The following is a 25,750-nucleotide window of genomic DNA, read 5'->3' as shown; positions in this document are numbered from 1 at the left end:
GTGACCGGCCGCGAGGTGTCGCGCGGCTATGCCCTACACCACATAGGGGTAGTGGATTCAAAAACGGGCATTTATTTCACTAGAAACGCCTATTTCACATGTGGGGGCGTAAAGTGGGGAGTTAATGCTTGATGGTTCTGTAGCTTCTGGCCCCTGCAGAACTGCCGAGCGCACCGCATCGCACCCCGCACTGTCTGCAGTGTGAGGGGGCAAAAGACCACATCGAAGATATCGATTCAAAGAGGTAATAAATACAGTGTCCTCCGACAAGAAGACAGCACAAGTAGTAGACGAGGTCGAGGTTGCCCTCATCGGTGCCGGCATCATGAGTGCCACCCTGGGCGCTATGCTGCGTGAGCTCGAACCCAGCTGGACGCAGATGGTCTTCGAGCGTCTCGATGGCCCGGCATTGGAATCCTCCTCCCCGTGGAACAACGCTGGTACCGGTCACTCCGCACTGTGCGAGCTGAACTACACCCCGGAAAAGAACGGCCGCATTGATGTCTCCAAGGCAATGAACATCAATGAGAAGTTCCAGGTCTCCCGCCAGTTCTGGTCCCACCAGCTCAACAACGGCATCCTGACGGACCCGCGCGCCTTCATCAACCCGGTGCCGCACGTCTCCTTCGCGCAGGGCTCCATCCAGGTGGATTACCTCAAGCGTCGCTTCGATGCGCTGAAGGACAACCACATGTTCCCGAACATGCAGTTCAGCGATGATGACGCCACCTTCCAGGAGAAGCTGCCGCTCATGTCTGAGGGCCGTGACTTCTCCTCCCAGAAGGTCGCCATCTCCTGGACCGATGCCGGTACTGACGTCAACTTCGGTGCACTCACCAAGCAGTTCCTCACCGCGGCCAAGGCATCCGGCACCGAGATCCGCTATGGACACGAGGTCGTGGACATCAAGCGCGACGGCCCCAAGTGGCGCGTGGTGGCCAAGAACCTGCACACCGGTGACTACACCGCCGTGCACGCCAAGTTCGTCTTTGTCGGTGCGGGCGGCTACGCGCTCGACCTGCTGCGCAAGGCAGGCGTGCGCGAGGTCTCCGGTTTCGCGGGCTTCCCGGTCTCCGGCCTGTGGCTGCGCGCCAAGAACCCGGAGCTGGTCAAGCGCCACCACGCCAAGGTTTACGGCAAGGCTGCCGTCGGCGCCCCGCCGATGTCCGTGCCGCACCTGGATACCCGCGTCATCGACGGCGAGGAAGGCCTGCTCTTTGGTCCGTACGGTGGCTGGTCCCCGAAGTTCCTGAAGAAGGGCTCCTACCTGGACCTGTTTAAGTCCATCCGCCCGGGCAACCTCACCTCCTACCTGGGCGTTGCCGCGCAGGAGTTCGGCCTGACCAAGTACCTGGTCTCCGAGGTGCTCAAGGACTTTGACAAGCGCGTCGAGACCCTCAAGGAGTACGTCCCGAACGCAGATCCGGCCGACTGGGAGACTGTCGTGGCAGGCCAGCGCGTCCAGGTGATCAAGCCGGCGGGTGCCCCGCAGTTCGGTTCCCTCGAGTTCGGCACCACCCTGATCAACAACCCGGAGGGCAGCATCGCCGGTCTGCTCGGCGCATCCCCGGGCGCGTCCATTACCCCGGCCGTCATGGTGGAGCTGCTGGAGCGTTGCTTCGGCGAGCACATGATCCAGTGGGGCGACAAGATCCAGGAGATGATCCCGTCCTACGGCACCAAGCTCTCCAAAGACAAGAAGCTCTACGCCGAGATGTGGGAGTACACCCAGAAGACCCTCAAGCTCGACGCTCAGTAGGCCTGAGAGGACCCTTCCTGACAGGAACCTTTCAGTATCTGGCAGGAAGCGTTCAGTCTGAAAGAACGCTTCCCTAAGGACGACACTCCATACTTATGTTGTGCGTTTGAGAGAGCGCATGCGAGAGATAGAGAGAACCCCAGCCGCGCGGGGCGGTCGGCGTGAGAAACCGACCGGGAGCGCGGCAGTGAGAGATAGAGACGCATCAACGCCCCGGGCTCCGTTCCCTTTCCTGCGGAGGCCCCGGGGCGCTGGTGTGTTTTCTGTGTTTTCGTCCCCCCTTAAGTGCCGCAGTACGTCAGGTATCCCTCGGTGCCTCCGGGCTGCTCGTAGTCGGGCGCAGGGGTATAGGGGTGGGTGACGGCGTCGAGCAGGTGGGGGAACGAGGAGACGTCCCCAAGCGCTGCCTCCACCAGACGAGGGCGCGGCACCACTCGGGGAGTGCGGGTGGTGCGGGGCGCGCTGGCGCAGTACTTATCGACGAATTCCTCGCCACCCCACAGCACGTCCGCCCGGCTGCGGTCGCCGCCCGCGGCTTCTGCCAGCTCCAGGTTCGCCTGAGTGAGATCCGGGCTGTGGGCGCTTAGCGCTGCCACGTAGTCCTCCAGGAGTGACTCCGGCAGGGACAGCCGCCGCGCCGCCTCAGCGCTGCGGGCCTGGTGATAGCGCTGACCAAAGTCATTAATGGCCTCCTGTGCCCAGGCCAGTCCGTCCTCCGGGGTATCGCCCAGAATCGGCAGCATAGACTCCGCCAGGCGCGCTAGGTTCCACCCCAGCATGTCCGGCTGGCGGCCAAAGCGGTAGCGCCCGCCACGGTCGATGGAGCTAAAGCAGGTATCGAGGTCGAAGTCCTCCATGAAGGCGCAGGGGCCATAGTCAATGGTCTCACCGGACAGCGTGGTGTTGTCCGTGTTCATCACGCCATGCACAAAGCCCAGCTGCATCCACCCCGCCACGGTGGCGGCCTGGGCGTCCATGACGTGGGTGAAGAGCTCGCGGTAGTCGGCGCCGGGGTAGTGGCGCTCAATGGTGTAGTCCGCCAGTTCCTGCAGCAGGGTGGGATGATTGGTGTGGGCAGCCTGAGCCGCGAAGTGGAAGGAGCCGACGCGGATGTGGCTGGAGGCCACGCGTACCAGCACGCCGGCTTCTTCCATGATCTGGCGCTGGATGGGCCGGCCAGTGGCGATGACCGCGAGCGAGCGTGTGGTGGGTACGCCGAGCGCATGCATGGCCTCAGAGAAGAGGTATTCGCGCAGCATGGAGCGCAGCGTGCCGCGGCCGTCGGAGCCGTAGCGCGAGTAGGGAGTCAGCCCGGTGCCCTTGGCGTGGAGATCCCACAATCCCGTGGGGTTCTGGACCGTGGTGGGGCCGGTGACTTCTCCGAGGAGCAGCGCGCGGCCATCGCCCATCGTGGGGTTGTACTGGCCAAACTGGAAGCCCGCGTAGGCCATGGCGTGGGCCGGGCTCTCGTCGGCGGTGCCGCCGGTGCCGTGGCCGAGGAGGAACTCGAGGCCTCCCGGGCTGCGCAGCCACTCGGGGTCGAAGCCCAACTGCACGGCTAAGTCTTCGTTGAGGGCGATGATGCGCGGGGCGGGTTGTTCCTCGCCGCGGCTTAACGCCGCCATGCCGGGAAGCCGGGCGGCCCATTCGTGGTGGATGGTGGGGTGAGACGCTGCCGTCACTGGCCTTCACCTGCCTCAAGGGTCCCGCGGACGCGAATGTGGGCCCTGCCGCCGACCCAGATATCCTCGCCGTCGTCGGTGATGTGCACCAGCCCGCTGCGGCCCACCTGCCCGCCTTGGGCCGCGGTGTAGCACTCCGGGACCGCTTGCTTGGCCCGCAGGAACTGTGCAGTGCCGCCGTTGAGGGAGCCGGTGACGGGGTCCTCGAATTGCCCGGTGATGGCGCGCACCTCGTACGCGGGGGAATCGCCGCCGCTTAGCCCCACCACGCCGACCTTGACACCGGGGGTGGGCGTGGGGTCCAGCGCGCGGACGGCCGCGGCGGAGTCCAGCTGCACCAGCCGCCACCCGGGGCCGTTATCCACCCATCCCGAATCCACGACGTCCTCGGCGGAGATTCCGAGCACCGCGGCTGCCTCGCTCAGCTCGTTGTCCGTCAAGGCCCCGGAGCGCACCAAAGGTGGGGTGGCAAACGCGAAGCGACCCTCTTCCTGCCGCACGGTCACCAACCCCACACCGCACTCCTGCACCACGGAGCCAGTCGCGCCGCTCAGCTCCGCAAAGACCCGCGCAGAACCCAGCGTCGGGTGCCCGGCAAAGGGAAACTCTTCGTACGGGGTGAAAATACGCACGCGGTAGTCCGCGCCCGGCTCGGTAGGAGAGCACAGGAACGTGGTCTCCGAAAAGTTGGTCCAGTTCGCGATGCGCTGCATCTCCTCGGTGCTTAAGTCATCGGCGTCTGCCACCACGGCCAACGGATTGCCGCTAAAAGGGCCGGTGGCAAAGACATCTACTTCGAAGAATTGGTGCTGCATGGCGCCCCAGTCTAGTAGCACGCAGCGACACCGCATCGACATCGCAGCGACACTGCGAGGACACTGCGGGCTCGTGCGGTCTACTGTGGGCACCATGAGCGAAGCACTCTTTAGCCGCGTCGAGCCTATCCAGACCATGGCGGATGGCACCGTCAAGCAAGTTAACCCGTTCTCCGGGACCGAGGTCTGGACAGTGCCAGGCCGGGGCAACCGCCCGCTGGCGCGCCCGGGGAAGAACCCGCAGCCGCTGACCGCGGATGCGCCGACGCATACCTGCGCCTTTTGTTCGGGCAGAATGCTGGACACCCCACCGGAGAAGTCTCGCATCCTAAACTCCGGGGAGATTCAGCGCGGGCTCCTGCCGCACGAGCTGGACAACTCTGAGCCGGCCTTTCGCCGCGTGCCCAACCTCTTTGAGATCGTCTCCTATGACTACTGGCACGATAACTACGGCTTCACCATGGACTCTGAGCTGGCCCAGTTCAAGGAGCGCTACACGGCCGATCCGGCCGGGCGCGAGCACGTCCTCAACGTTGTGCGCACCAAGCTGAAGGCCGCGGGCAAGGACGCGGAGCTTTCCGACGCCTCACTGCTCGCCTTAGCCGACGGCTTCTTCGGCGGCGGACACGACGTCATCATCGGCGCGCGGCACTTCGTTGAAGGCGCGACCGACGATAGTCAGCTGGCGTCCTCCGGCACGTTGAGCCCCGACGAGCATTTCCTGCTGACCTCTTTTACCGCGGAATCCACCCGGGAGCTCTACCAGCGCAACCGCTACGCGGCCTATGTGTCGGTGTTCCAGAACTGGCTGGCGCCGGCCGGTGCGTCCTTCGATCACCTGCACAAGCAGTTGGTGGCCATCGACGCGTTGGGCATGGCCGCGCACCAGGAGAATGGCATCCTGCGCGCGCACCCCAACATGTACAACGACTGGGCAGTCGGCTACGCCGCACAACGCAACCTTGTCATCGCGGAAAATGACTACGCCGTGCTCTTTGCGGGCTTTGGCCACCGCTATCCCACGCTGGAGATCTATTCCAAGTCCCAACGCTGCGAACCCTGGGAGCAAACCCCGGGGGAGGTGCGCGGAATGTCGGATCTCATCCACGCCGCGCATGCTGCCGTGGGACCCGACGTGGCGTGCAACGAGGAATGGCACCATCGCCCACCCAGTGTGGATTTGCCGCAACCATGGCGCGTCATGATCAAGCTGCGCGTATCCACCCTTGCCGGCTTTGAGGGCGGCACGAAGGTGTATATCAACACTATCGACCCGTGGGGGCTGCGGGACCGCATTGTGGACGCCATGTTCCGCCTACGCGAGCGCGGAAAGATTGCCTCCGGCATCGCGATTGCCACCGAGTGCGAGCTCAAGCGCAATAGTTTGCGCTATAACCCGCTGGTGTAGTCGTTCATGGTTAGTCCACGTAGGTTTGTTCGCCGCCTGCGTGAAGATAATTGCGGAGGTACGGAAGGGCGAGAGCAACTGTGCCGTGCCGTGGGGCGTCGATAAGCCCCTGCTCTAGCAAACGTGCGCGCACCTCACTGAGAGACGTCGTCGTTGTCTTGAGTTCGTGAGCAATAGCGCCAGAGGTGGCCGTCCCCGCCTCATCAGCTATGTTCGCCAGAGCGTGTAGGTACTCAAGTTGGCGTTGGCTGAGTGCGCGTACCGCAGGATCATGCACTTGGGTTCCCATTGTCGTGATTGCTTCACCAAGAACAGCGTTGACGGTTGTTGAGGTAATGGTCGTTTCACTGGCTTGTGACGCGGCGTTCCAGGCCAAGTATCCGATGAGCTGGATGAGGAAGGGATAGCCGTGGCTAGCTTCAGTAGCGCCGTGTGCGGCTTCGTCGTTGAAGGCAATAGATGTTAATGCTGCCGTATCTTTGAAAGCACTGGTGGTAGCTTGCGGGTTAACAGGTCCTAGGTGAAATCTGCGGGCACGACGCAAAAACGTTGTTCCAGGCAGGTGCAGGAGCTTGTCAACACCGGCAGTAAGCCCTGCCATCACAATGGCAACGTCGAGTTCATCGCGAACAAGATGCTGGAATGCGACTGCGATGCTCTCAAGGTCATGAGGATCGGCGTCCTGGATCTCATCGATAGTAAGTAGAATTCCGCTGTCTCGGAGATGCTCGGAGAGCTCGCGTAAGCGTGATTCCAGTGTTGGGACTGGTGGCGTACCGATTTCCTCAGTGCCAATGCCGCCGAGGCCCGCAATGCGTATGTCCTTGATTCGACGGGTTGATGGAGAAGACAGCTGGTTGATCTTTTCTGGAATGATGGAGTCGATGAGCTGGGTGACTGAATTGCTCCGGCCACTGACTCGAATAACAGCCCAACCTTGTTGGGCTGCGAGGTCCTCGAGCTCAGTCAACAGGACCGTTTTGCCCATCCCACGATGACCGCTAATAAGCATTGCGCGATTAGGGTTGCCAACTCCGCCGTCGAGCCCAACCGTGAAGTCGTTGAGGACCGCACTGCGGCCAGCCCACTTAAGTGGGCTGGCACCAAAGGTTGGGCGAAAAGGGTTTCCAGTCATGCTGGAAGTATATAGCAGTCAGATAAATTGATAAATAGATAAATCGGCGGGCGTAGATAAATTGATAAATAGATAAATCAGATCACGAGTACCAGCTCGCTGCCGCGCAGTTCGGTATTCAAGCCAGCTTCCTGGGCTATGCGGGCGGCGTCCTCGAGGGAGGAGACCTCCGCGCCGTGCAGGGCGAGCACCCGGGCTAGCTTACCCTTGTAGTGCTTGTTGAAGTGAGAGACCACCTTGCGGGAGCCATCCTCCTGCACGGACTCCACGCGGACCGTGGCCGCCTCCTTGAGCTTGCCCAGCTGCTGATAGGTGCCGGAGCGCATGTCGATAATGAGCTGCTCGCGAGCAAGCGCACGCAACTCGTCGCTAATTGCGCTGCCCCAGCGTGACTTCAACGTGCGCCCACCCAGCTTGGTGCCGCCGGAGAGGCGATAGTGGGGGATGAGGTCGTCCGCGCGCACGAGCCCAAACAGTGCATCGCCCACTGCTAGGAACTCGCGGGCGTCCGCGTCCAAGGAGGGTGCATTGAGGGCGTCATACAGCACGCCTGTAAACCGCTCGAGGGCCGGCATGGTGGGGGAGGATTCCAGCACCCGATTGGACTCTGCCTCCCCGCGGAGCTTCTCCGAGATCTTGAGGACCTTAAGCGCCTCGTCGACGTCGAGAGCCGCCAGCTCAGCGGCAATTTCGCGGCGTACGGGATTCAACTTAGGGAAGGAGAGCGCGTCCCAGTCAAGTGGTGCACTGTTGCCGCCGTGGGCTTTGGTCTCAGAAGGTGGGAGGATGATGAGCATGGCTACATGCTAGCGATGTAGACTGAGCAACCATGATTACCCGTCTATCTGAGCTTTTCCTCCGCACCCTTCGCGAGGATCCGGCGGATGCCGAAGTTCCTAGCCACAAGCTTCTTGTCCGTGCAGGTTACGTCCGCCGCGCCGCGCCGGGCGTCTACACGTGGCTGCCGCTGGGTCTGCGCGCGATGCGCAAGATTGAGGACGTGATCCGGGAAGAGATGAACGCCATCGGCGGCCAGGAAATGCTCTTCCCGGCGCTGCTGCCGCGCGAGCCTTATGAGACCTCGAACCGCTGGACCGAGTACGGCGACAACCTGTTCCGCCTGCAGGACCGCAAGGGTACCGACATGCTCCTGGGGCCGACGCACGAGGAGATGTTCGCCACCGCAGTCAAGGATATGTACTCCTCCTACAAGGACTTCCCGGTCACGCTGTATCAGATTCAGACGAAGTACCGCGACGAGGAGCGCCCGCGCGCCGGCGTGCTGCGCGGCCGCGAGTTCACCATGAAGGACTCCTACTCCTTCGACATGTCAGATGAGGGCCTGGACCAGTCCTACGCGCGCCACCGCAAGGCCTACCAGAACATCTTCAACCGCCTGGAGATTGACTACGCTATCTGCAAGGCCACCTCCGGTGCGATGGGTGGCTCCGCCTCCGAGGAGTTCCTCGCCGTCTCCGAGGTGGGCGAGGACACCTTCGTCCGCGCCACCGAGGGCGACTATGCCGCCAACGTAGAAGCTGTCGTTACCCAGGCCCCGGCGGAGATTCCGCTGGAGGGCCAGCCGGAGGCGCAGGAGTATGACACCCCGGACGCACCTACCATTGAGTCCCTCGTGGAGTGGGCCAATGGCGAAGGCGTAACTGTCGCGGGCCGCGCGGTCACCGCTGCCGATACCCTCAAGTGCATGATGGTGAAGGTGGCCCAGCCCGCCGCCACCGAAGAAGACCGGGAGTGGGAGCTGGCCGCAGTTCTCATCCCGGGCGACCGTGAGCTGGATGAGAAGCGCCTCGAGGCCTCCCTGGAGCCGGCGGAGTTCGAGCTCGCCGGCGAGGCGGACTTTAAGAAGAACTCGTTCCTGGTCAAGGGGTATGTGGGCCCGCGCGCTCTCAATGCGAACGAGGTCAAGGTCTACGCCGACCCGCGCGTGGTCTCCGGTACTTCCTGGATTACCGGCGCGGACGCCGCGAACCGCCACGTCGTGGGCTGCGTTGCCGGCCGCGACTTCACCGTGGACGAGTTCATCGAAGCCGCCGAGGTCAAGGAAGGCGACCCGGCACCGAACGGCCAGGGCACGCTGACCCTGGAGCGCGGCATCGAGCTGGGCCACATCTTCCAGCTGGGGCGCAAGTACACCGAGGCCTTCGACGTCCAGATCTTGGATGAGAACGGCAAGCGTGCCGTGCCCACCATGGGCTCCTACGGCATTGGTGTCACCCGCATGCTCGCGGTGTTGGCGGAGCAGCGTCACGACGAGAAGGGCCTCAACTGGCCGGTCGCCGTCGCGCCGTATCAGGTGCACGTGGCTGTGGCGAACAAGGACGCCGCAGCCATGGAGGCAGGCAAGAAGCTGGTGGAAGACCTCGACCGCGCCGGCGTGGAGGTGCTCTTCGACGACCGTCCGAAGGTCTCCCCGGGCGTGAAGTTCAAGGACGCGGAGTTGCTGGGCATGCCGTTCATCGCCATCCTGGGCCGCTCCTTCGCCGATGGGATTATCGAGCTGCGCATCCGCGGCGGCGAAACCCGCGAGGTACCCGCGGATCAGATCGTTGACACCCTGCAGGAGCTTATCCATGACTAAGGCAGTACACGGTATGGCAGCGGCACTGACCGCTATGGGCGTGTTGCACTTTGCCAAGCCACAGCCCTTCGAGTCCATCATCCCGCCGGAGCTGCCCGGGCCGGCACGCCTCTACAACTTCGTCTCCGGCGCGTGGGAGATTGCCACGGGCGCGCTGCTAGCTAACCGCCGCACCCAGGAGTGGGGCGGGCTGTCCGCCTTCGCGTTGCTCGCGGCGGTGTGGCCGGCGAACTTCTACCATGCACGCAAGGAGCTTGCTGGTGGCACGGCGCCGACGGGCAAGAAGATTTACCACATGCTGCGCCTGCCGCTACAGATCCCGGCCCTGGCCTTTGCCTGGTCGATCTTTCGCGGCCGGCAGCGCGGAACGAAATAGCCCAGCGAAATAGCCCAGTGAGCGCGAACTAGGCCGTATGGAAGCGGTGCGACTGCGCCGCGACCTCGATGAGCCAGCGCCGCCAGGCATTGGTGGCCTCCGCGTCGCTATCGCTGCCCGCGGTGCCGGCAGCCTGGGCGGCGGCGTCCGTCCACTTCAGCGTGTCGTTGTGGGCGAGAGTATCCACGAAGGCTCGGGCTGAGTTGGCATCTACGGGCAGTTCGCCCGCGGTGGGCGAGTAGGCCGCGGCCGGCTGGGGCACCGGCCCCTGCTCTTCGAGGCGCTTCTGCAGCTGCAGGATGCGCCGTTCGTGGACGTCGAGGCGCTCATCAATGTCCGCCTCCTGGTCGGGGGCGGCGTAGGAGCGGGTGAAGTCCAGGCCGTAGACCTGCTCGTACTCCCACTCCAGAAGGTCGGTGGCCTGGTCGATCTCCGGCTTGGTCAGCTCGGGGGCTTCCGCGGCGTCGTCGCCGGTCCAGGCCTCCAGCGCGATGGCCTGGGCGGTGACCAGCGCCCGGGACTCGGAGGAGACGTGGTTGAGCTGGTCTTCGGTGGCCACGGCGGCGTCGTCAAGCACTGCATGTACTGCGTGCGCCGCGTCCTCACTGGGTACGTCTCGGGCCGGGACGTCACGGTCCACCGCGCAGGAGCGCGGCGCTTGGCCGTCCTCGTTGCGCCCGCAGAGGCGGTCGATCTCCGCGTAGAGCTCGTCTGCCTGCTGGGAGCGCAGCGCCGCGGCATCGGCGTCGAGCTCCTGGAGGGCTGTGGCATCCGCGCTGGCGGACTGCGCCAGCTTAGTCAGCGCTGGGTCGGCGCGGGGGCCAAAGTAATCGACCACAGCGTCGGTGGCCTGGCAACCACTCAGCCACGGCAGGGAGGTCAGGAGCAGGGCGGGGACAACTACACGGCGGTTCACCCGAAAGACCCTACCTGCTTGACCTACGCTAGAGCGCATGGCATTCCCAACTTCCGCGCAATTGACCGAGATTCTTCAGCCCGTGGCCGCCGCGCGTGGCCTCGATATCGAGGACGTGAAAACCACGCGTGCCGGTAAGAAATCACAGGTCATTATCCGTATCGACGGAGACGAGCGTCCCAGCTCCGATCTCATCGAAGAGCTCTCGCAGGAGATTTCCGCGTTGTTCGACGCCAAGGAGGAGGCCGGGGACCTCAACTTCGGTGCCGGCTACACCCTGGAGGTGTCCACCCCCGGCGTGGACTTCCCGCTGACCCAGCCGCGTCACTGGCGCCGCAACCGCGGGCGTCTGGTGGGCTACGCGCTTCTCGACGCCCCCGATACCACCCACGTCGCACGCATCGGCGCGCTGTCTGACGACGAGCAGTCCGTGGCGCTCATCACGACCGTGAAGAAGGAGGTGCGTTTTCAGGTCGAGCGATTGGAAAATATCACCCGTGCAGTGGTAGAAATTGAATTTGCTCAGCCTCCGGCAGCGGAGGGTGAGGCAGCAATGCAGACGTTTGATTACGCCGAGCAGAACTCGGTGTACCGAGAGGATTAATAAGTGAATATCGATCTTGAGGCACTTCGTACGATTGAGCGCGAGCGTGGCGTCCACGTCAAGGACCTGCTCGAAGCAATCGCGGGTGCCCTTTTGTATTCCTACCTGGACTACCGCGCCGAGTCGGCCGAGACCAAGGCCGCCGGCACCAAGTCGCGCGTGGACATCGACGCCGACAGCGGTGCGGTCAGCGTCATCGTCACCGAGAGTGACCCGGAAACCGGCGAGGTAAGCAGCGAATACGACGATACTCCGGAGAACTTTGGCCGCATCGGCGCTCAAGCCGTTCGTGATGCGATCCTGCGCAAGCTGCGCGAAAACGAGGCGGAGCGCACCTACGATTCCTACTCTGAGCTGACCGGCACGGTGGTCTCGGGCGTGGTGCAGCGCGATATCCACGCCAACAAGCGCGGTGTCGTGGTAGTGCAGCTGGGCACCGAGCACGATTCGCAGGACGCCATCCTGCTGCCGGCCGAGCAGCTCCCGGGGGAGAAGCTGGAACACGGTGACCGCATCAAGGCCTACGTGGTGGGAGTTAACCGCAACGGCGCCAAGGTGCAGATCACCCTGTCCCGCACGCACCCGGAGTTGGTGCGAGGCCTCTTCGAGCTGGAAATCCCGGAGGTGGCCGACGGCACCGTGGAGCTCATCGCCATCGCCCGCGAGGCGGGTCACCGCTCCAAGGTCGCCGTCGTGGGGCACGCCAAGGGGCTCAACGCTAAGGGCGCCTGCATCGGCCCGAAGGGCGCTCGCGTCAGCAACATCATGCGCGAGCTGGGCGGCGAGAAGATCGACATCATCGACTTCAATGAGGACCCCAGCGTTTACGTGGGCAACGCCCTGGCGCCGTCCAAGGTCGTGCGTGTGGAGATTCTCGACGCCGAAGCGCAGGTGGCGCAGGTCACGGTGCCGGACTACCAGCTCTCGTTGGCAATCGGCAAGGAAGGCCAGAACGCCCGCCTGGCTGCCCGCTTGACCGGATGGAAGATTGACATCCACTCCGACGCCGCACGCGACTAGGGCGAGCCGAGCAGAAGCTAGATCCCAGATTAAAGGTTTAGCTTCTTTTCGCGTAGAATAGCCAACGGCCCACATGCAGGAATGCTGTGGCGTGGTACGAATCGCGATGCGTGAAGGAGTTGGATGTCTCAGGGACACTCTCGGGGACACCGCCTCCGCACCTGTATCGCGACGCGTCGCAGGTATCCCGACACGGAGCTATTGCGGGTTGTCGCCGATAGGAACGACCCCACCGGCCGCCGTGTCGTTCCGGATCCGGGCCGCCGCCTCCCCGGCAGGGGAGCGTGGATTCGCCCGGATCTGGAGGCGGTAGAGCTGGCGGAGCGCACTAAGGCCTTTCGGCGAGCGCTCCGATTGTCCACCGACGTGGACACAGGTCACGTACGTGAGTACCTGGCTGCTCAGCAGCAGGTGCTATCGGCGGGCTCACGCCCGTGCGAGCCAGAGTTAAAAAGGAAGACCGAACACTGATGAGCGCACAACGATGAAGCAGCATCAGCGATGACAGTCCATAGCCATTAACTAGGGGTCAGGCCGTTTCCGCGGCCTTGGCTCCTAGGAAGATTGAAGAGGAGACAAGTGCCCGGAAAGCTACGTGTACACGAGTTGGCAAAGCAGCTCGGCGTAACCAGCAAGGAACTACTCGCCACGCTGAAGGAGCAGGGCGAGTTCGTCAAGACGGCATCCTCCACCATCGAACCCCCGGTGGTGAAGAAGATGCGCGCGCACTACGAGGCCAAGGGCGGCAACGAAGGCGCGAACAAGCCTGCGGACAAGAAGCCTTCTGACAAGAAGACCGCAGAGAAGAAGGCCGCTAAGCCGGGCCCGAAGCCGGGTAACGCCGCGGCCCCGAAGCCGGGGGCCCCGAAGCCCTCGAACGCCCCGAAGCCGGGCGCCGCAGCGAAGCAGGGCAACGCCCCCAAGCCGGGTGCGGCCCCGAAGCCAGGCGGTGCTCCGAAGCCGGGTGCTGGCCCCAAGCCGGGCGGCGCCCCGAAGCCGGGTGCGCAGCAGAAGAAGAGCGGCCCGACTCCGCGTTCCATGCCGAAGCCGGGCGGCTCCCGCCGCGTGGCTAATAACCCGTTCTCCACGGGCGGCTCCAGCGATCGCCCGAGCCCCGGACCGCGTCCGGGCGGCACCAAGGGCGGCCAGCGCAATGGCAGCCGTGGTGGCCAGCGCCCGCAGGGTGAAGGCAACAAGGGCGGCGGCCGTCGTCCGTCGCCGGCAATGATGCCGTCTCACCCGAACCCGGCCAGCATGCCGGCCAAGTCCTCCGGTGGCAATGGCGGCGGTGGCCGCGGCCGCGGCGGACGTGGCGGCCCGGGTCAGCGTGGCCCGGGTGGCGGTCCCGGTGGCTTCCGTGGTGGTCGCGGCGGACGTCGCAGCGGCACCGCTGGTGCGTTCGGCCGTCCCGGTGGCGCACCGCGTCGCGGTAAGAAGTCGAAGCGTCAGAAGCGCCATGAGTTTGAGGAGCAGCAGAAGCACGAGGTAGGCGGCGTACGTCTGCCTGACGGCGGCGGCAAGGTCGTGCGCCTGCGTCGCGGTGCTTCGCTGGCTGACTTCGCCGAGAAGATCGGTGCAGATCCGGCAGCGCTGGTCCAGGCACTGTTCAACCTTGGTGAGATGGTGACCGCCACGGCCTCCGTCTCCGAGGACACCCTGCAGCTGCTGGGCTCCGAGATTAACTACGAGGTTCAGGTCGTCTCCCCGGAGGATGAGGACCGTGAGCTGCTCGAGTCCTTTGACCTGCAGTTCGGCGAGGACGAGGGCGGCGAGGAAGCCTTGGAGAAGCGCCCGCCGGTCGTGACCGTCATGGGCCACGTCGACCACGGTAAGACCCGCTTGCTCGATACCATCCGTAAGACCAACGAGCGCGAGGGTGAGGCCGGTGGCATCACCCAGGGCATCGGCGCCTACCAGACCACGGTGGATCTGGAGGAAGGCGACCGCACCATCACGTTCCTGGATACCCCGGGTCACGAGGCGTTTACCGCCATGCGTGCCCGCGGTGCCAAGTCCACTGACTTGGCCATCCTTGTCGTTGCTGCTGACGACGGCGTGATGCCGCAGACCGTGGAGGCTATCAACCACGCCAAGGCGGCGGACATCCCGGTGGTCGTGGCTGTCAACAAGATTGATAAGCCGGAGGCACAGCCGGACAAGATCCGTGGCCAGCTCACCGAGTACGGCCTGGTGCCGGAGGAGTACGGCGGCGACACGATGTTCGTGGACATTTCTGCGAAGAACAACCAGAACATCGACGAGCTGCTGGAGGCTGTCATCCTGACTGCCGACGCTGCTCTGGAGCTCACCGCCAACCCGGACATGGACGCGCAGGGTGCCGCCATTGAGGCGCACCTCGACCGCGGCCGCGGTCCGGTGGCGACAGTCATCATTCAGCGCGGTACGCTGCGCGTCGGTGACTCCATCGTCGTCGGTGACGCCCACGGTCGTGTGCGCCGCATGCTCGACGAGTTCGGCAACGACGTGGAAGAGGCCGGTCCGTCCCGTCCGGTTCAGGTCCAGGGCCTCAACGGCGTCCCGGGCGCCGGCGACAACCTCTTGGTGGTCGAGGACGACCGTGTCGCGCGCCAGATTGCTGCGCAGCGTGACGCCCGCAAGCGTTCCGCGATGCAGGCCAAGGCACGCAAGCGCGTCTCCCTCGAGGACCTGGATGCGGTGCTCAAGGAGACCTCCACGCTCAACCTCATTCTCAAGGGCGACAACGCCGGTTCGGTGGAGGCCCTGGAGGATGCCCTGCTGGACATCGAGGTCGACGACGAGGTGCAGCTCAACATCATCGACCGTGGTGTTGGTGCGGTCACCCAGACCAACGTCTCCCTGGCAGCGGCTTCCGACGCCGTGATTATTGCCTTCAACGTTCGCGCTGAGGGTAAGGCCACCGAGGAGGCCAACGCTGAGGGCGTGGACATCCGCTACTACACGGTGATCTACCGCGCCATCGAAGAGGTGGAGGCTGCTCTCAAGGGCATGCTCAAGCCCATCTACGAGGAGCGCGACACCGGTGCCGCCGAGATCCGCGCGCTGTTCAAGTCCTCCGCCGTCGGCACCATCGCCGGCTGCATGGTTACCGAGGGCAAGGTCAAGCGCAACGGCAAGGTACGCCTTGTCCGTGACGGCAACGTCATCACTTCCGATGCGAAGATCGAGTCCCTGCGCCACGAGAAGGACGACGCAAACGAGATCAACGCCGGCTACGAGTGCGGTATGGTTCTGTCCTACCCGGATATCCAGGTGGGCGACATCATCCAGGCCTACGAAGAGGTCGAGGTCCCGCGCGACTAGTTGCGTGTCCTAAGGCGAAGCCCAGTCAGGAAATCCTGGCTGGGCTTCGCCATTTCTGTCTCCTGTGTGGCAGTGTGTGCGACAGCCCGAGTGCGACAGCGTGAATTACTTTCTCGGCGGTTTCGGCAGGCGGTGTCGGATCGGTATCCTAGAGTGGTTGTTAAGAGCAGTACACGAAGGAGCTACAACATGGTTGATCACGCACGCGCCGCGCGTATGGCCAAGCGCATCCAGGCAATCGTGGCCAGCGCCATCGAGCATCAGGTGAAAGATCGCCGCTTGGAGCTGGTGACCATCACCGATGCCCGCGTCACTGGTGACTTGCACGACGCCACCGTGTACTACACCGTGCGCGGCAAGAACATTGACGCCGAGCCGGATTTTGACCAGGCGGCAGAGGCCCTGCACCGCGCGAAGGGCCAGCTCCGCAAGATTGTCGGCGACCAGCTGTCGGTGCGTTTTACCCCGACGCTGGCCTTCGAGCTGGACACCGTTCCGGAGGCTTCCGCGCACATGGAGGACCTCTTGGCGCGGGCTCGCGCACGTGACGAGGAGCTGGCGAAGCTGAAGGAAAACGCCACCCCGGCTGGTGAGGCGAACCCGTACAAGACTGCGGAGAGGGAAGAGGACTAAGTGTCGCGCACAAACTACGAAGCAGCGGCGGATGCGCTGGTTCAGGCCAGCAGCATTTGCATTATCACGCACCTGCGGCCCGATGCTGACGCCGTGGGCTCCGCCGCAGCTTTGACCCTGGCCCTGCGCCAGCGCGGTAAGCAGACGCGCACGGTGATTGGCCAGCGCCGCGAGATTTCCTCCAATCTGTTTTCCATCCCGACTGTGGATGAGATTGAACTGGTTGATGAGTTGCCGCAGGGCTACGACTTGTACGTGACCCTGGACTGCGGCTCGCTCGACCGCACAGGTTCCCTCATGGAAGCCGTTGAAGCCAAGGCAGCCGCAGGGCGGGTGTTGTGCATCGATCATCATTCCTCTAACCCGGGCTTCGGCTCGATCAACGTGGTGGACCCCGTCTGCGAGTCCACCACGGTCGTGTTGCTCGATATCCTGGATAGGTTGTCCGTGCAGATCGACCGAGTCATTGCGCACTGCCTGTACGCCGGGCTGGTCACTGACACTGGCAGTTTCCGCTGGGGTCGCCCCGCCATGCATGACATCGCCGCACGGCTTATGTTGTACGGGCTCGACACCAAACAGATCGCCATGGAGCTCATGGACTCCAATTCGGCCGATGACATTCAGATGATTGGCCGGGTCCTCGCCGGACTGTCTATCGAGGACGCCGGTGAGCACCGCCTGGCCGTATTGTTCGTGCCTTATGAGGAAGTGCGCACCCACGCCGATTCCGCCATCGAGTCTTTCGTGGACTACGTGCGCGCGCTCAAGGGCACCGATATCGGCGTCGTATTCAAGGAACAGGCCCCCGAGGTCTGGGCAGTGTCGCTGCGTTCCTCCGAGGTCAACTGCGCCGAGGTGGCGCTGACCTTCGGTGGCGGCGGCCACGTCCCGGCCGCCGGCTACACCGCCCACGGCACCCCGGAGGACGTTACCGCACAATTGGTAGGTGCACTGTCCTAAATGACTGCGGAGCAACCCGTTAGAGAGCAACCCGTTAAAGTCACCGCGCGCGAGGTTTTTCGCCTCGCCGTTCCAGCCCTCGGCGTGCTCGCGGCTATGCCGTTGTACTTGTTGCTCGATACCGCTGTGGTGGGCCGCCTCGGCGCCGGCGAGCTGGCGTCCCTGGGCGCGGCGGCTACGCTGCACTCGGTGGTGACAACACAGTTGACCTTCTTGTCTTATGGCACCACGGCCCGCGCCTCGCGGCTCTATGGTGCGGGCAAGCGCGGGGAGGCCGTGGCCGAAGGCGTCCAAGCCACGTGGGTCGCGGTGGGCGTCGGCCTGCTGCTGGCCACCATCATGTGGCTCTTCGCCGGAACCTTTGCCACGTGGCTTACCGGCAATCCGGACACCGCCCAAGGCACCGCCCTGTGGCTGCGCATCGCAGCCTTTGCCATCCCGCTCACGCTCATTGAGATGGCCGGAAACGGCTGGATGAGGGGAGTACAAAACACCCGCAAGCCCCTCTACTTCACCCTGGCCGGCATGATCCCTGGCGCCATCGCGGTGCCCATCTTCGTGCACCTGTGGGGACTGGCGGGGTCTGCCATCGCCACGGTCCTGGGCATGGGCATCATTGCGTGCTTCTTCCTCATGGAATTGCGCCGCGAACATACCGGGTCCTGGGCAGTAAAGTGGGACGTGGTGCGCCGCCAGCTCGTTCTTGGCCGGGACCTCATCGTGCGCTCGCTGAGCTTCCAGGTGGCCTTCCTGTCGGCGGCCGCTGTGGCCTCCCGCATTGGCACGGCGCAGCTGGCAGCGCACCAGATCATGATGCAGATGTGGAACTTCCTGTCCCTCGTGCTCGACTCGCTGGCCATTGCCGCCCAGGCGCTCACCGGAGCGGCGCTGGGAGCAGGTTCTGCTCGCTACGCCCGCACGGTGGGTACCAAGGTGACCTTGTACTCCACGTGCTTCTCCGTGTCGCTAGCGGCCGTGCTGGCCCTCGGCTCGCAGTTCATCCCGCACATCTTCACTACCAGCCCGGAGGTCCTCCACGTCATTGCCGGCCCGTGGTGGGTGATGACCTTCCTCGTGGTCATTGGTGGCGTGCTGTTCGCGCTCGACGGAGTGCTGCTCGGCGCGGGCGACGCAGCGTTCCTGCGCACCCTGACCCTGGGAGCGGTGCTCCTCGGCTTCCTGCCGGGAGTGTGGCTGGCCTACGCCCTCGACGCAGGTCTGGCCGGGGTATGGGGTGGCATCGCCGCCTTCATCCTCATCCGCATGCTCGGTGTGGTGTGGCGCTTCTACTCCATGCGGTGGGCTAGGGTCTGAGGTCACGGGTTTCGGCCGAGCCCTGTGGTAGAAGTAGAGGACATGCAGTCAAGAAGGAGGCGCCATGACCACGCTGTGGGCCGTCTCTGACCTACACGCGGCGGTGCGAGTCAACGCCGCCCGCATCGACGAACTCGTCCCGGAAGACCCCACCGATTGGCTGATCGTGGCCGGCGACGTGGCCGAACGCATCGACTTGGTACTTAACACCCTGGCGCGGTTGAAGAACCGCTACGCCACGGTCATCTGGGTGCCCGGCAACCACGAGCTGTTTTCCCGTGGCCAAGACCGCTACAAGGGGCGTGATAAGTACGACCGCCTCGTGGCGGGCTGCCGCGAAATCGGTGTTGTGACCCCGGAAGATCCATTTCCGGTATTTGGCGGCGTGACCATCGTTCCGCTGTTTACCCTCTACGATTACAGCTTCCGCCCGCCCGGAACGACCGCGGAGCAGGCGCTGGCCAATGCGCAGCAGAAGCAGATTGTCATGACGGACCAGTTCGCAATTGCGCCTTTTGTTGATGTGCGTGCGTGGTGCTGGGACCGGCTGGCCTATTCCATCAAGCGGCTCTCCCGCGTGGAGGGGGAGACGGTCCTGATCAATCACTGGCCGCTGGTCCAGGAACCGACGCTCTACATGCGCTGGCCCGAGGTGGCCCTGTGGTGCGGAACCCGCCACACGCGGTCGTGGCCGCGGCGCTACAACGCGCAGGCAGTCATCTATGGGCACCTGCACATGCCGAACCGCGCCAACATCGATGGGGTGGACCACATCGAGGTCTCGCTGGGCTACCCCCGCGAGTGGCAGGCCCACGGCGGCGTCCAGCAATGGCCGTACCCGGTGCTGACCCTCGATGAGCAGACGGGGAGGGCCGCGCATGCTTGAGCCCAGCCTGTTTCCGGAGTCCGCGCGCTTTTGCTATGTGCGCACCACTGACTCCTACACTGACCTCGTGAATTACCACCACCTCGCCCCGGAAGAGCGCTCCGTGGTGTCCCAGGCGGTGGATATCCGCAAGTCCGAGTTCGGCGATGCCCGCTGGTGCGCCCACCGCGCCCTTAAGGAGCTGGGCTATACCGGCAGCGAACCTATCCTGCGCGGTGAGCGCGGCATGCCCCTGTGGCCGGAAGGATACACCGGCTCCATGACGCATACCGAGGGCCTGCGCGCGGCGGTCGCGGCACCGGTGAGCCAGGTGCGCTCGATGGGGCTGGATGCCGAACCGGCGGAGCCGCTGCCGGAGCATGTGCTCACCATGATCGCCCGGGCGGGGGAGATGCCGCAGCTGGGAAGGCTGCAGCAAGCGGGTATTACGTGCCCGGACCGGTTGCTGTTTTGCGCCAAGGAGGCCACGTACAAGACGTGGTTCCCCATGACGCACCGCTGGCTCGACTTCGACCAGGCGGAAATTGATCTGCGCCTGGACGGATCCCTCATCTCCTACATTTTGGCCCGTCCCACGCCGGTGCCGTTTATCACCGGCCGGTGGGTAATCCGAGAGGGCTACGTCATCGTGTCGGCCGCGGTGCCAGCGCTCGACTTTCGGAGCTAGAGAGTCGACGGCCGCGCCACGAACACCGTGGCCAGGCGCTTGCCCTTCTCCTTGATCAGCGCGATGGAGCGCCCATCCGGATCGACAGCGGCGTGGATTCCCTTCAGCCCGCGGGGCTCCAACCACTTGCCCATGGCCAGGGCTTGCGCTTCCTCCGCGGTGACGTTGAGCACCGGGTAGCTGCGCGCGAGCGCCTCGTCCAAGCTCAGGGACAGGGAGGGAGAGTCCTCGAGGGAGGCGAGGGGGAGGGCATCGTCCAGCGTGAAGGGGCCTACCTCGGTGCGGCGCAGTGCCGTGAGGTGCCCGCCGACGCCTAGGGCCTCGCCCAGATCGCGCGCGAGGGAGCGGATGTAGGTGCCGGAAGAACACGCCACTGACACGTCCAGATCCACGAACTCGCCCGTGCGGCGAATCTCGTGGACATCGAAGCGGCTCACGGTGACCGGGCGCGCGGGAATCTCCACCTCCTCGCCGGCGCGCACCCGCTCGTGAGCGCGCTTGCCGTCGATCTTGATGGCGGATACCGCAGCCGGGCGCTGCATAATGTCCCCGGTGAGCTGGGCGATTTCGCGGGCAATGGAGGCGTCGTCAAGCGCGGCTGCGTCCTCGCCCCACGTGCGCTCGCCCTCGGCGTCGTCGGTGTGGGTGGCGCAGCCCAAGCGGATCGTCGCATCGTAGGCCTTGGTGGAGGCCACCATGTGCGCCAGGAATTTGGTGCCGCGCTCCAGGCCCACCACGAGCACGCCGGTAGCCATGGGATCGAGCGTGCCCGCGTGCCCTACCTTGCGGGTATGAAAGTAGCGGCGGAGTTTTCCAACGACGTCGTGGGAGGTCATCCCGGCGGGCTTATCCACGACCACGAGGCCGGAGTGTGCGAGCGGATCAGTCATGCCCTGCAGTCTAGGGCACTGGCCAGAGTGGGATAGCATGGTGCCCGTGGATATTTGGTACGGAATCGACAGCATCCCCGCGGACCTTGGCCCGACGTCGGTGACCATCGGAGTCTTCGACGGCCTGCACCGCGGCCACCAGCAGCTCGTCGCCGCGACGGTGCAGAACGCGCGCGAGAATGACCACCGCGCCGTCATGGTCACCTTCGACCCGCACCCGGTGTCCGTTTTCCTGCCCGAGCGCGCCCCGCTGGCCGTCATTACCGTGGAGCGCCGCCTGCAGCTGGCAGAAGAGCTGGGGATTGATGCCGTGCTCGTTATCGATTTCACCCGCGAGCTGCGCGGCCTGGGTCCGCGCGAGTACGTGGACACGCTCCTGGTGAACAGTCTCCACGCCGAGCACGTCGTGGTGGGGGAGAACTTCACCTTCGGAGCTGGGGCGTCCGGAACCGCCACCGCGCTCTCCCAATTTGGGGAGCAGCTGGGCTTCGGCGTGGAGATTGTGCCGTTGCTTGACGACGCCGGACAGCGCATCTGCTCCACCAACATTCGCGCCGCACTGGCGCGGGGCGATATTGCCAGCGCGAACTGGGCGCTGGGCCGCCATTTCACTGTCACGGGGCCGGTCGTGCGCGGCGCCGGACGCGGCGGCAAGGAGCTGGGCTATCCCACCGCCAATCAATACTTCCCGGATTCTGTGGCCATTCCGGCCGATGGCGTCTACGCCGGCTGGTTCGTCATCGAGCCCACCGACGCCCCAGTGGACGGTGACATGGAGGCGGGCGTGGCGTACCCCGCGGCGATTTCCGTGGGGACCAACCCGACCTTTGGTGATGAGGAGCGTTCCGTGGAGTCCTTCGTCCTGGACCGCCATGCCGACCTCTACGGGCATGAGGCGACGGTCCGCTTTGTTGATCACGTGCGAGACATGGAGAAGTTCAACTCCGTCGAGGAGCTGCTCGCCGCCATGGCCCGCGACGTGGACAAGGTCCGCGAGATTCTGGCGAAGGAGTCCTAGATGACCAAGATCATCCTCGACCTCGATACGGGTATCGACGACGCCATGGCGCTGGCCTACGCCCTGGCGCATCCGGACCTCGAGCTCATCGGCGTGACCGGCACGTACGGCAACGTCCCGGTGGAGCTGGGCGTGCGCAACTCGCAGGCGCTGCTCGAGCTTCTCGGCGCCGACGATGTGCCCGTCTTCGTGGGACCCGTGCGCGAGGGCTTTCAGGTGGCTGACATCTCCGCCTTCATCCACGGCCGCAACGGCCTGGGCGAGGTCCTACTTCCGCCCCCACGCCGCGCCCCGCAGGGCGATGCCGTGGACTTTCTCCTCCAGTCGGTCCGCGAGCATGGCGATGACCTGGTGATTGTGCCCACGGGGCCGTCGACAAGCTGCGCTGCCGCAATGCGGAAGGACCCGGAGTTCGCGCGCAACGCCCACCTCGTCATGATGGGCGGCGCGCTGACCGTCCCCGGCAACGTCACCCCGTATGCCGAGGCCAACGTGTGGCAGGACCCGGAGGCGACCGACTACGTCTTCCGCCACGCCCAGGACCTCACCATGGTGGGGCTCGATGTCACGCTGCGCACGCTGTTGACCAAGGAGCACACGCGGCAGTGGCGAACCTCCCACGCCGGGCGCGTCTTCGCCGATATCGTGGATTACTACATCGGCGCCTATGCCACCACGTCGCCGCACCTCGGTGGCTGTGGTCTGCACGATCCCCTCGCGGTGGCCGTCGCGGCGGACCCGTCCCTGGTGACCTGTCTGGAGATGAACCTGCGCTGCGAAGAAAATGGCCGCACCATCGGTGACCCGGAGCGCCTCGGGGAGGCGGCCACCACCCGGGTGGCGGTGGGAGTGGACGCGCTGCGCTTCGTCGATGATTTGATGTCGAAGCTCACCAGCCTCTATAGTTAAGCGTTGGCTTGCTGACTGCGGTCCACAGCAGTTACAGGCAGCGCGTAGTGCGCGCTTACTTTTATGTGGACTGAAATATATAGGAGATTTTTCCATGGCTTTGACCACCGAGAAGAAGGCTGAAATCCTCAAGGAGTTCGGCCTGCACGAGACCGATACCGGCTCCCCGGAGGCACAGGTTGCCCTGCTGACCTCCCGCATCAACACCCTGACCGAGCACCTCAAGGATCACAAGCACGATCACCACTCCCGTCGTGGTCTGCTGCTGATGGTTGGTCGTCGTCGTAACATGCTGAAGTACCTGGCTGCGAACGACGTCGACCGTTACCGTGACCTGATTTCTCGTCTGGGTCTGCGCCGCTAAGCTAGCGCGCGACGTCAACCCCCGCCCACGTGGCGGGGGTCTTCTTGTGTTTTCTGCTAAAATCTTGGGGCGTTGTTGAAATAAGAACACCAGTAGGCGGCACCGAAGATCGCCACGACAACTCCAAGGAGAGTCACGTAGATGAGCGCACGAAACGCTAAGAACGTTAAGAACCCGAAGAACGCTGCACAGCACAACGTCGAGTTCGCTATCGACGATGATTTCGGTATCACCGAGGCCATCGCCACCCTGGACAATGGCGATTTTGGTACCCGTACCATTCGCTTCGAAACGGGCCAGCTCGCCCGCCAGGCCGGTGGCTCCGTGACCACCTACCTGGATGAGGACACCATGCTCCTGTCCACCACCACCGCGTCCAACCAGCCGCGCGAGGGATTCGACTTCTTCCCGCTGACCGTGGACGTGGAGGAGCGCATGTACGCCGCGGGCAAGATCCCGGGTTCCTTTTTCCGCCGCGAGGGTCGTCCCTCCACCGAGGCCATCCTGGCCTGCCGCCTCATTGACCGCCCCCTGCGCCCGACCTTTGTCAAAGGCCTGCGCAACGAGGTCCAGGTCGTCGTGACCGTACTGTCAATGGACCCGGAGGAGTACTACGACGTCGTGGCCATTAACGGCGCCTCTGCCTCCACCCAGCTGTCCGGCCTGCCGGTCTCCGGCCCGGTCGGTGGCGTGCGCATGGCGCTCATCGCCGATGACAAGCACCCGGAGGGCCAGTGGGTGGCCTTCCCGAACAGCGAGCAGCACGAGCGTGCCCTTTTCGAGATGGTGGTGGCTGGCCGCATTGTCAAGAAGGGCCGCAAGGACGATGTCGCCATCATGATGGTGGAGGCAGGCGCCGGCGTGAACGTGGCCGAGCGCATCAAGGAAGGCGCTCCGGCTCCGCAGGAGTCCACCGTGGCCGAAGGCCTGGAGGCAGCGAAGCCCTTCATCAAGACCCTGTGCGAGGCCCAGGCTGGCCTGGCGGAGCGCGCCGCCAAGGAGACCCAGGAGTTCCCGCTCTTCCCGGCGTACAGCGACGATGTGTACGAGGCTGTCGAGAAGGCAGCATCCAAGAAGCTGGAGAAGCTGCTGACCATCCCGGGCAAGCAGGACCGCGACGACGCCACGAACGAGTACATGGAGCAGGTGGAAGCCGATCTCCTCGACGAGTTCGATGACCTCGAGGAGGCTGACGCCTCCAAGCAGATCCGCAACGCCTTCAACGCCCTGATGAAGGCCATCGTCCGCACCAAGATCCTCACCGAGGGCTTCCGCATCGACGGCCGCGGCGTGACCGACATCCGCGACTTGGGTGTGGAGGTGGACCTCATTCCGCGCGCCCACGGCTCCTCCCTGTTCGAGCGCGGCGAGACCCAGATCCTGGGTGTAACCACCCTGGACATGCTCAAGATGGAGCAGCAGATCGACTCCCTGACCCCGGTGGAGTCGAAGCGCTACATGCACCACTACAACTTCCCGCCGTACTCCACCGGTGAGACCGGCCGCGTGGGCTCCCCGAAGCGCCGCGAGATCGGCCACGGTGCGCTGGCTGAGCGTGCCCTGCTGCCGGTTATTCCGTCCCGCGAAGACTTCCCGTACGCCATCCGTCAGGTCTCCGAGGCCCTGGGCTCCAACGGCTCGACTTCCATGGGCTCTGTTTGCGCCTCCACCTTGTCCCTCTACAACGCCGGTGTCCCGCTGAAGGCGCCGGTGGCGGGCATCGCCATGGGTCTGGTCTCCGGCGAGGTCAAGGGCAAGGAGAAGTTCGTGGCGTTGACCGATATCCTCGGCGCCGAGGACGCATTCGGCGATATGGACTTCAAGGTCGCCGGTACCTCCGAGTTCATCACCGCCCTGCAGCTGGACACCAAGCTGGATGGCATTCCTTCGCACGTGCTTGCCGACGCCTTGGAGCAGGCCCGCGACGCACGCGCCGCCATCCTGGAGACCATGGCTGAGGTCATCGAGGGCCCGGACGAGATGTCCGGCCTTGCCCCACGCATCACCTCCGTGACCATCCCGGTCAACAAGATTGGTGAGCTCATCGGCCCGAAGGGCAAGACCATCAACACCATCACCGAGGAAACCGGCGCTGATGTCTCCATCGAGGAGGACGGCACCGTGTACGTGTCCGCCGCTACCGGCGAGGCCGCTGAGGCCGCCATCGAGCGCGTCAACAGCATTGCCAACCCGCAGCTGCCGAAGGTGGGCGAGCGCTTCCTGGGCACCGTGGTCAAGACCGTAGCCTTCGGCGCCTTCGTCTCCCTGACCCCGGGCCGCGATGGCCTCGTCCACATCTCCAAGCTGGGTGGCGACGAGCGTATCGAGAAGGTCGAGGACGTCGTCAACGTCGGCGACAAGATCCAGGTGGAAATCGCGGACATCGATAACCGCGGCAAGATCTCCCTGGTGCCGGTCGAAGAGGACTAGGTCTCGCAGAAGGGCCCTGCATCCCAGCCTTTTTCGCTGGGGAGCAGGGCCCTTTTGTG

General features: G+C 64.5%; 23 protein-coding genes. 17 read left to right on the top strand and 6 right to left on the bottom strand.

The annotated features are described in order from the left end of the window. Positions 1–256 precede the first annotated feature (256 nt). Entirely contained in the window at positions 257–1,759 is a 1,503-nt protein-coding gene (gene mqo, locus ACLI1P_RS08120) for a malate dehydrogenase (quinone) (RefSeq protein ID WP_411708525.1), read from the top strand. A 281-nt stretch (positions 1,760–2,040) separates the two neighbouring features. On the opposite strand, the gene ACLI1P_RS08115 is transcribed toward mqo, so the two are convergent. Both ACLI1P_RS08115 and ACLI1P_RS08110 read right to left on the bottom strand, forming a co-directional pair. Further along, complete coding sequence (locus tag ACLI1P_RS08115; RefSeq protein WP_411709709.1) at positions 2,041–3,384, bottom strand: protein adenylyltransferase SelO family protein; 1,344 nt, start codon at positions 3,382–3,384, stop codon at positions 2,041–2,043. A gap of 53 nt (positions 3,385–3,437) precedes the next feature. Further along, positions 3,438–4,256: a PhzF family phenazine biosynthesis protein gene (locus ACLI1P_RS08110; RefSeq protein ID WP_411708524.1), complete on the bottom strand. Its 819-nt coding sequence runs from the start codon at positions 4,254–4,256 to the stop codon at positions 3,438–3,440. Between the two features lie 94 nt (positions 4,257–4,350). Between ACLI1P_RS08110 and ACLI1P_RS08105 the strand changes: the two genes are divergently transcribed. Beyond that, positions 4,351–5,664 carry a DUF4921 family protein gene (locus tag ACLI1P_RS08105; RefSeq protein WP_411708523.1) on the top strand — a complete coding sequence of 438 codons (1,314 nt, stop codon included), beginning with the start codon at positions 4,351–4,353 and terminating at the stop codon, positions 5,662–5,664. 10 nt (positions 5,665–5,674) lie between these two features. On the opposite strand, the gene ACLI1P_RS08100 is transcribed toward ACLI1P_RS08105, so the two are convergent. Both ACLI1P_RS08100 and yaaA read right to left on the bottom strand, forming a co-directional pair. Next, the gene (locus tag ACLI1P_RS08100) at positions 5,675–6,799 is read right to left on the bottom strand and encodes an ATP-binding protein (protein WP_306506783.1); all 1,125 of its coding nucleotides are present in this window, start codon (positions 6,797–6,799) and stop codon (positions 5,675–5,677) included. Positions 6,800–6,876: 77 nt separating this feature from the next. Further along, a complete protein-coding gene (gene yaaA, locus ACLI1P_RS08095; RefSeq protein WP_411708522.1) occupies positions 6,877–7,596 on the bottom strand; it encodes a peroxide stress protein YaaA in 720 nt (239 codons plus the stop codon). Positions 7,597–7,628: 32 nt separating this feature from the next. On the opposite strand from yaaA, the gene ACLI1P_RS08090 reads away from it, so the two are divergent. Together ACLI1P_RS08090 and ACLI1P_RS08085 are read left to right on the top strand one after the other, a co-directional pair. Further along, positions 7,629–9,398, top strand: coding sequence for a proline--tRNA ligase (locus ACLI1P_RS08090; protein ID WP_411708521.1), 1,770 nt, complete (start codon positions 7,629–7,631; stop codon positions 9,396–9,398). Further along, positions 9,391–9,774, top strand: coding sequence for a hypothetical protein (locus ACLI1P_RS08085; protein WP_411708520.1), 384 nt, complete (start codon positions 9,391–9,393; stop codon positions 9,772–9,774). The genes ACLI1P_RS08090 and ACLI1P_RS08085 overlap by 8 nt, the downstream gene beginning before the upstream one ends. Positions 9,775–9,802: 28 nt before the next feature. Here ACLI1P_RS08085 and ACLI1P_RS08080 read toward each other — a convergent pair whose 3' ends face one another. After that, positions 9,803–10,690: a hypothetical protein gene (locus tag ACLI1P_RS08080; RefSeq protein ID WP_411708519.1), complete on the bottom strand. Its 888-nt coding sequence runs from the start codon at positions 10,688–10,690 to the stop codon at positions 9,803–9,805. A gap of 37 nt (positions 10,691–10,727) precedes the next feature. On the opposite strand from ACLI1P_RS08080, the gene rimP reads away from it, so the two are divergent. From rimP to ACLI1P_RS08035, 9 genes are all read left to right on the top strand, one after another. Then, positions 10,728–11,294: a ribosome maturation factor RimP gene (rimP, locus tag ACLI1P_RS08075; protein WP_296130788.1), complete on the top strand. Its 567-nt coding sequence runs from the start codon at positions 10,728–10,730 to the stop codon at positions 11,292–11,294. A 3-nt stretch (positions 11,295–11,297) separates the two neighbouring features. Continuing rightward, on the top strand, positions 11,298–12,314 hold the full coding sequence (gene nusA, locus ACLI1P_RS08070) for a transcription termination factor NusA (protein WP_296130789.1): 1,017 nt from the start codon (positions 11,298–11,300) through the stop codon (positions 12,312–12,314). Between the two features lie 123 nt (positions 12,315–12,437). Then, positions 12,438–12,785, top strand: a complete 348-nt coding sequence (locus ACLI1P_RS08065; RefSeq protein WP_296130793.1) for a YlxR family protein — start codon at positions 12,438–12,440, stop codon at positions 12,783–12,785. A gap of 108 nt (positions 12,786–12,893) precedes the next feature. Beyond that, a complete protein-coding gene (gene infB, locus ACLI1P_RS08060) occupies positions 12,894–15,617 on the top strand; it encodes a translation initiation factor IF-2 (RefSeq protein WP_411708518.1) in 2,724 nt (907 codons plus the stop codon). A 189-nt stretch (positions 15,618–15,806) separates the two neighbouring features. After that, positions 15,807–16,250 (top strand): 30S ribosome-binding factor RbfA, encoded by a 444-nt coding sequence (rbfA, locus tag ACLI1P_RS08055; protein WP_411708517.1) that lies wholly within the window; start codon positions 15,807–15,809, stop codon positions 16,248–16,250. Further along, on the top strand, positions 16,251–17,213 hold the full coding sequence (locus ACLI1P_RS08050) for a DHH family phosphoesterase (protein ID WP_411708516.1): 963 nt from the start codon (positions 16,251–16,253) through the stop codon (positions 17,211–17,213). It abuts the gene before it with no gap. Then, on the top strand, positions 17,214–18,527 hold the full coding sequence (locus ACLI1P_RS08045) for an MATE family efflux transporter (protein ID WP_411708515.1): 1,314 nt from the start codon (positions 17,214–17,216) through the stop codon (positions 18,525–18,527). A gap of 64 nt (positions 18,528–18,591) precedes the next feature. After that, positions 18,592–19,413, top strand: a complete 822-nt coding sequence (locus tag ACLI1P_RS08040) for a metallophosphoesterase family protein (RefSeq protein WP_411708514.1) — start codon at positions 18,592–18,594, stop codon at positions 19,411–19,413. Continuing rightward, positions 19,406–20,080, top strand: coding sequence for a 4'-phosphopantetheinyl transferase (locus tag ACLI1P_RS08035; protein ID WP_408930635.1), 675 nt, complete (start codon positions 19,406–19,408; stop codon positions 20,078–20,080). The genes ACLI1P_RS08040 and ACLI1P_RS08035 overlap by 8 nt, the downstream gene beginning before the upstream one ends. On the opposite strand, the gene truB is transcribed toward ACLI1P_RS08035, so the two are convergent. Continuing rightward, positions 20,077–20,970: a tRNA pseudouridine(55) synthase TruB gene (gene truB / locus ACLI1P_RS08030; RefSeq protein WP_306506793.1), complete on the bottom strand. Its 894-nt coding sequence runs from the start codon at positions 20,968–20,970 to the stop codon at positions 20,077–20,079. The genes ACLI1P_RS08035 and truB overlap by 4 nt on opposite strands. A gap of 37 nt (positions 20,971–21,007) precedes the next feature. Here truB and ACLI1P_RS08025 point away from each other — a divergent pair, with 37 nt between their 5' ends. The 4 genes from ACLI1P_RS08025 to ACLI1P_RS08010 all read left to right on the top strand — a co-directional run bounded on the left by ACLI1P_RS08025 (position 21,008) and on the right by ACLI1P_RS08010 (position 25,691). Further along, positions 21,008–21,988, top strand: coding sequence for a bifunctional riboflavin kinase/FAD synthetase (locus tag ACLI1P_RS08025; RefSeq protein ID WP_408930633.1), 981 nt, complete (start codon positions 21,008–21,010; stop codon positions 21,986–21,988). Then, positions 21,989–22,897: a nucleoside hydrolase gene (locus ACLI1P_RS08020; RefSeq protein WP_408930632.1), complete on the top strand. Its 909-nt coding sequence runs from the start codon at positions 21,989–21,991 to the stop codon at positions 22,895–22,897. 94 nt (positions 22,898–22,991) lie between these two features. Continuing rightward, the gene (rpsO, locus tag ACLI1P_RS08015; protein WP_296130815.1) at positions 22,992–23,261 is read left to right on the top strand and encodes a 30S ribosomal protein S15; all 270 of its coding nucleotides are present in this window, start codon (positions 22,992–22,994) and stop codon (positions 23,259–23,261) included. Positions 23,262–23,402: 141 nt separating this feature from the next. Further along, complete coding sequence (locus ACLI1P_RS08010; protein ID WP_411708513.1) at positions 23,403–25,691, top strand: polyribonucleotide nucleotidyltransferase; 2,289 nt, start codon at positions 23,403–23,405, stop codon at positions 25,689–25,691. The last annotated feature ends 59 nt before the right edge of the window (positions 25,692–25,750 follow it).

It is taken from the genome of Corynebacterium tardum, assembly GCF_046717785.1.
In the GTDB taxonomy this organism is placed as follows: Bacteria; Actinomycetota; Actinomycetes; order Mycobacteriales; family Mycobacteriaceae; genus Corynebacterium.
The sequence above is the reverse complement of the archived record's forward strand: the minus strand, read 5'-3'. Positions and strand labels throughout refer to the sequence as shown.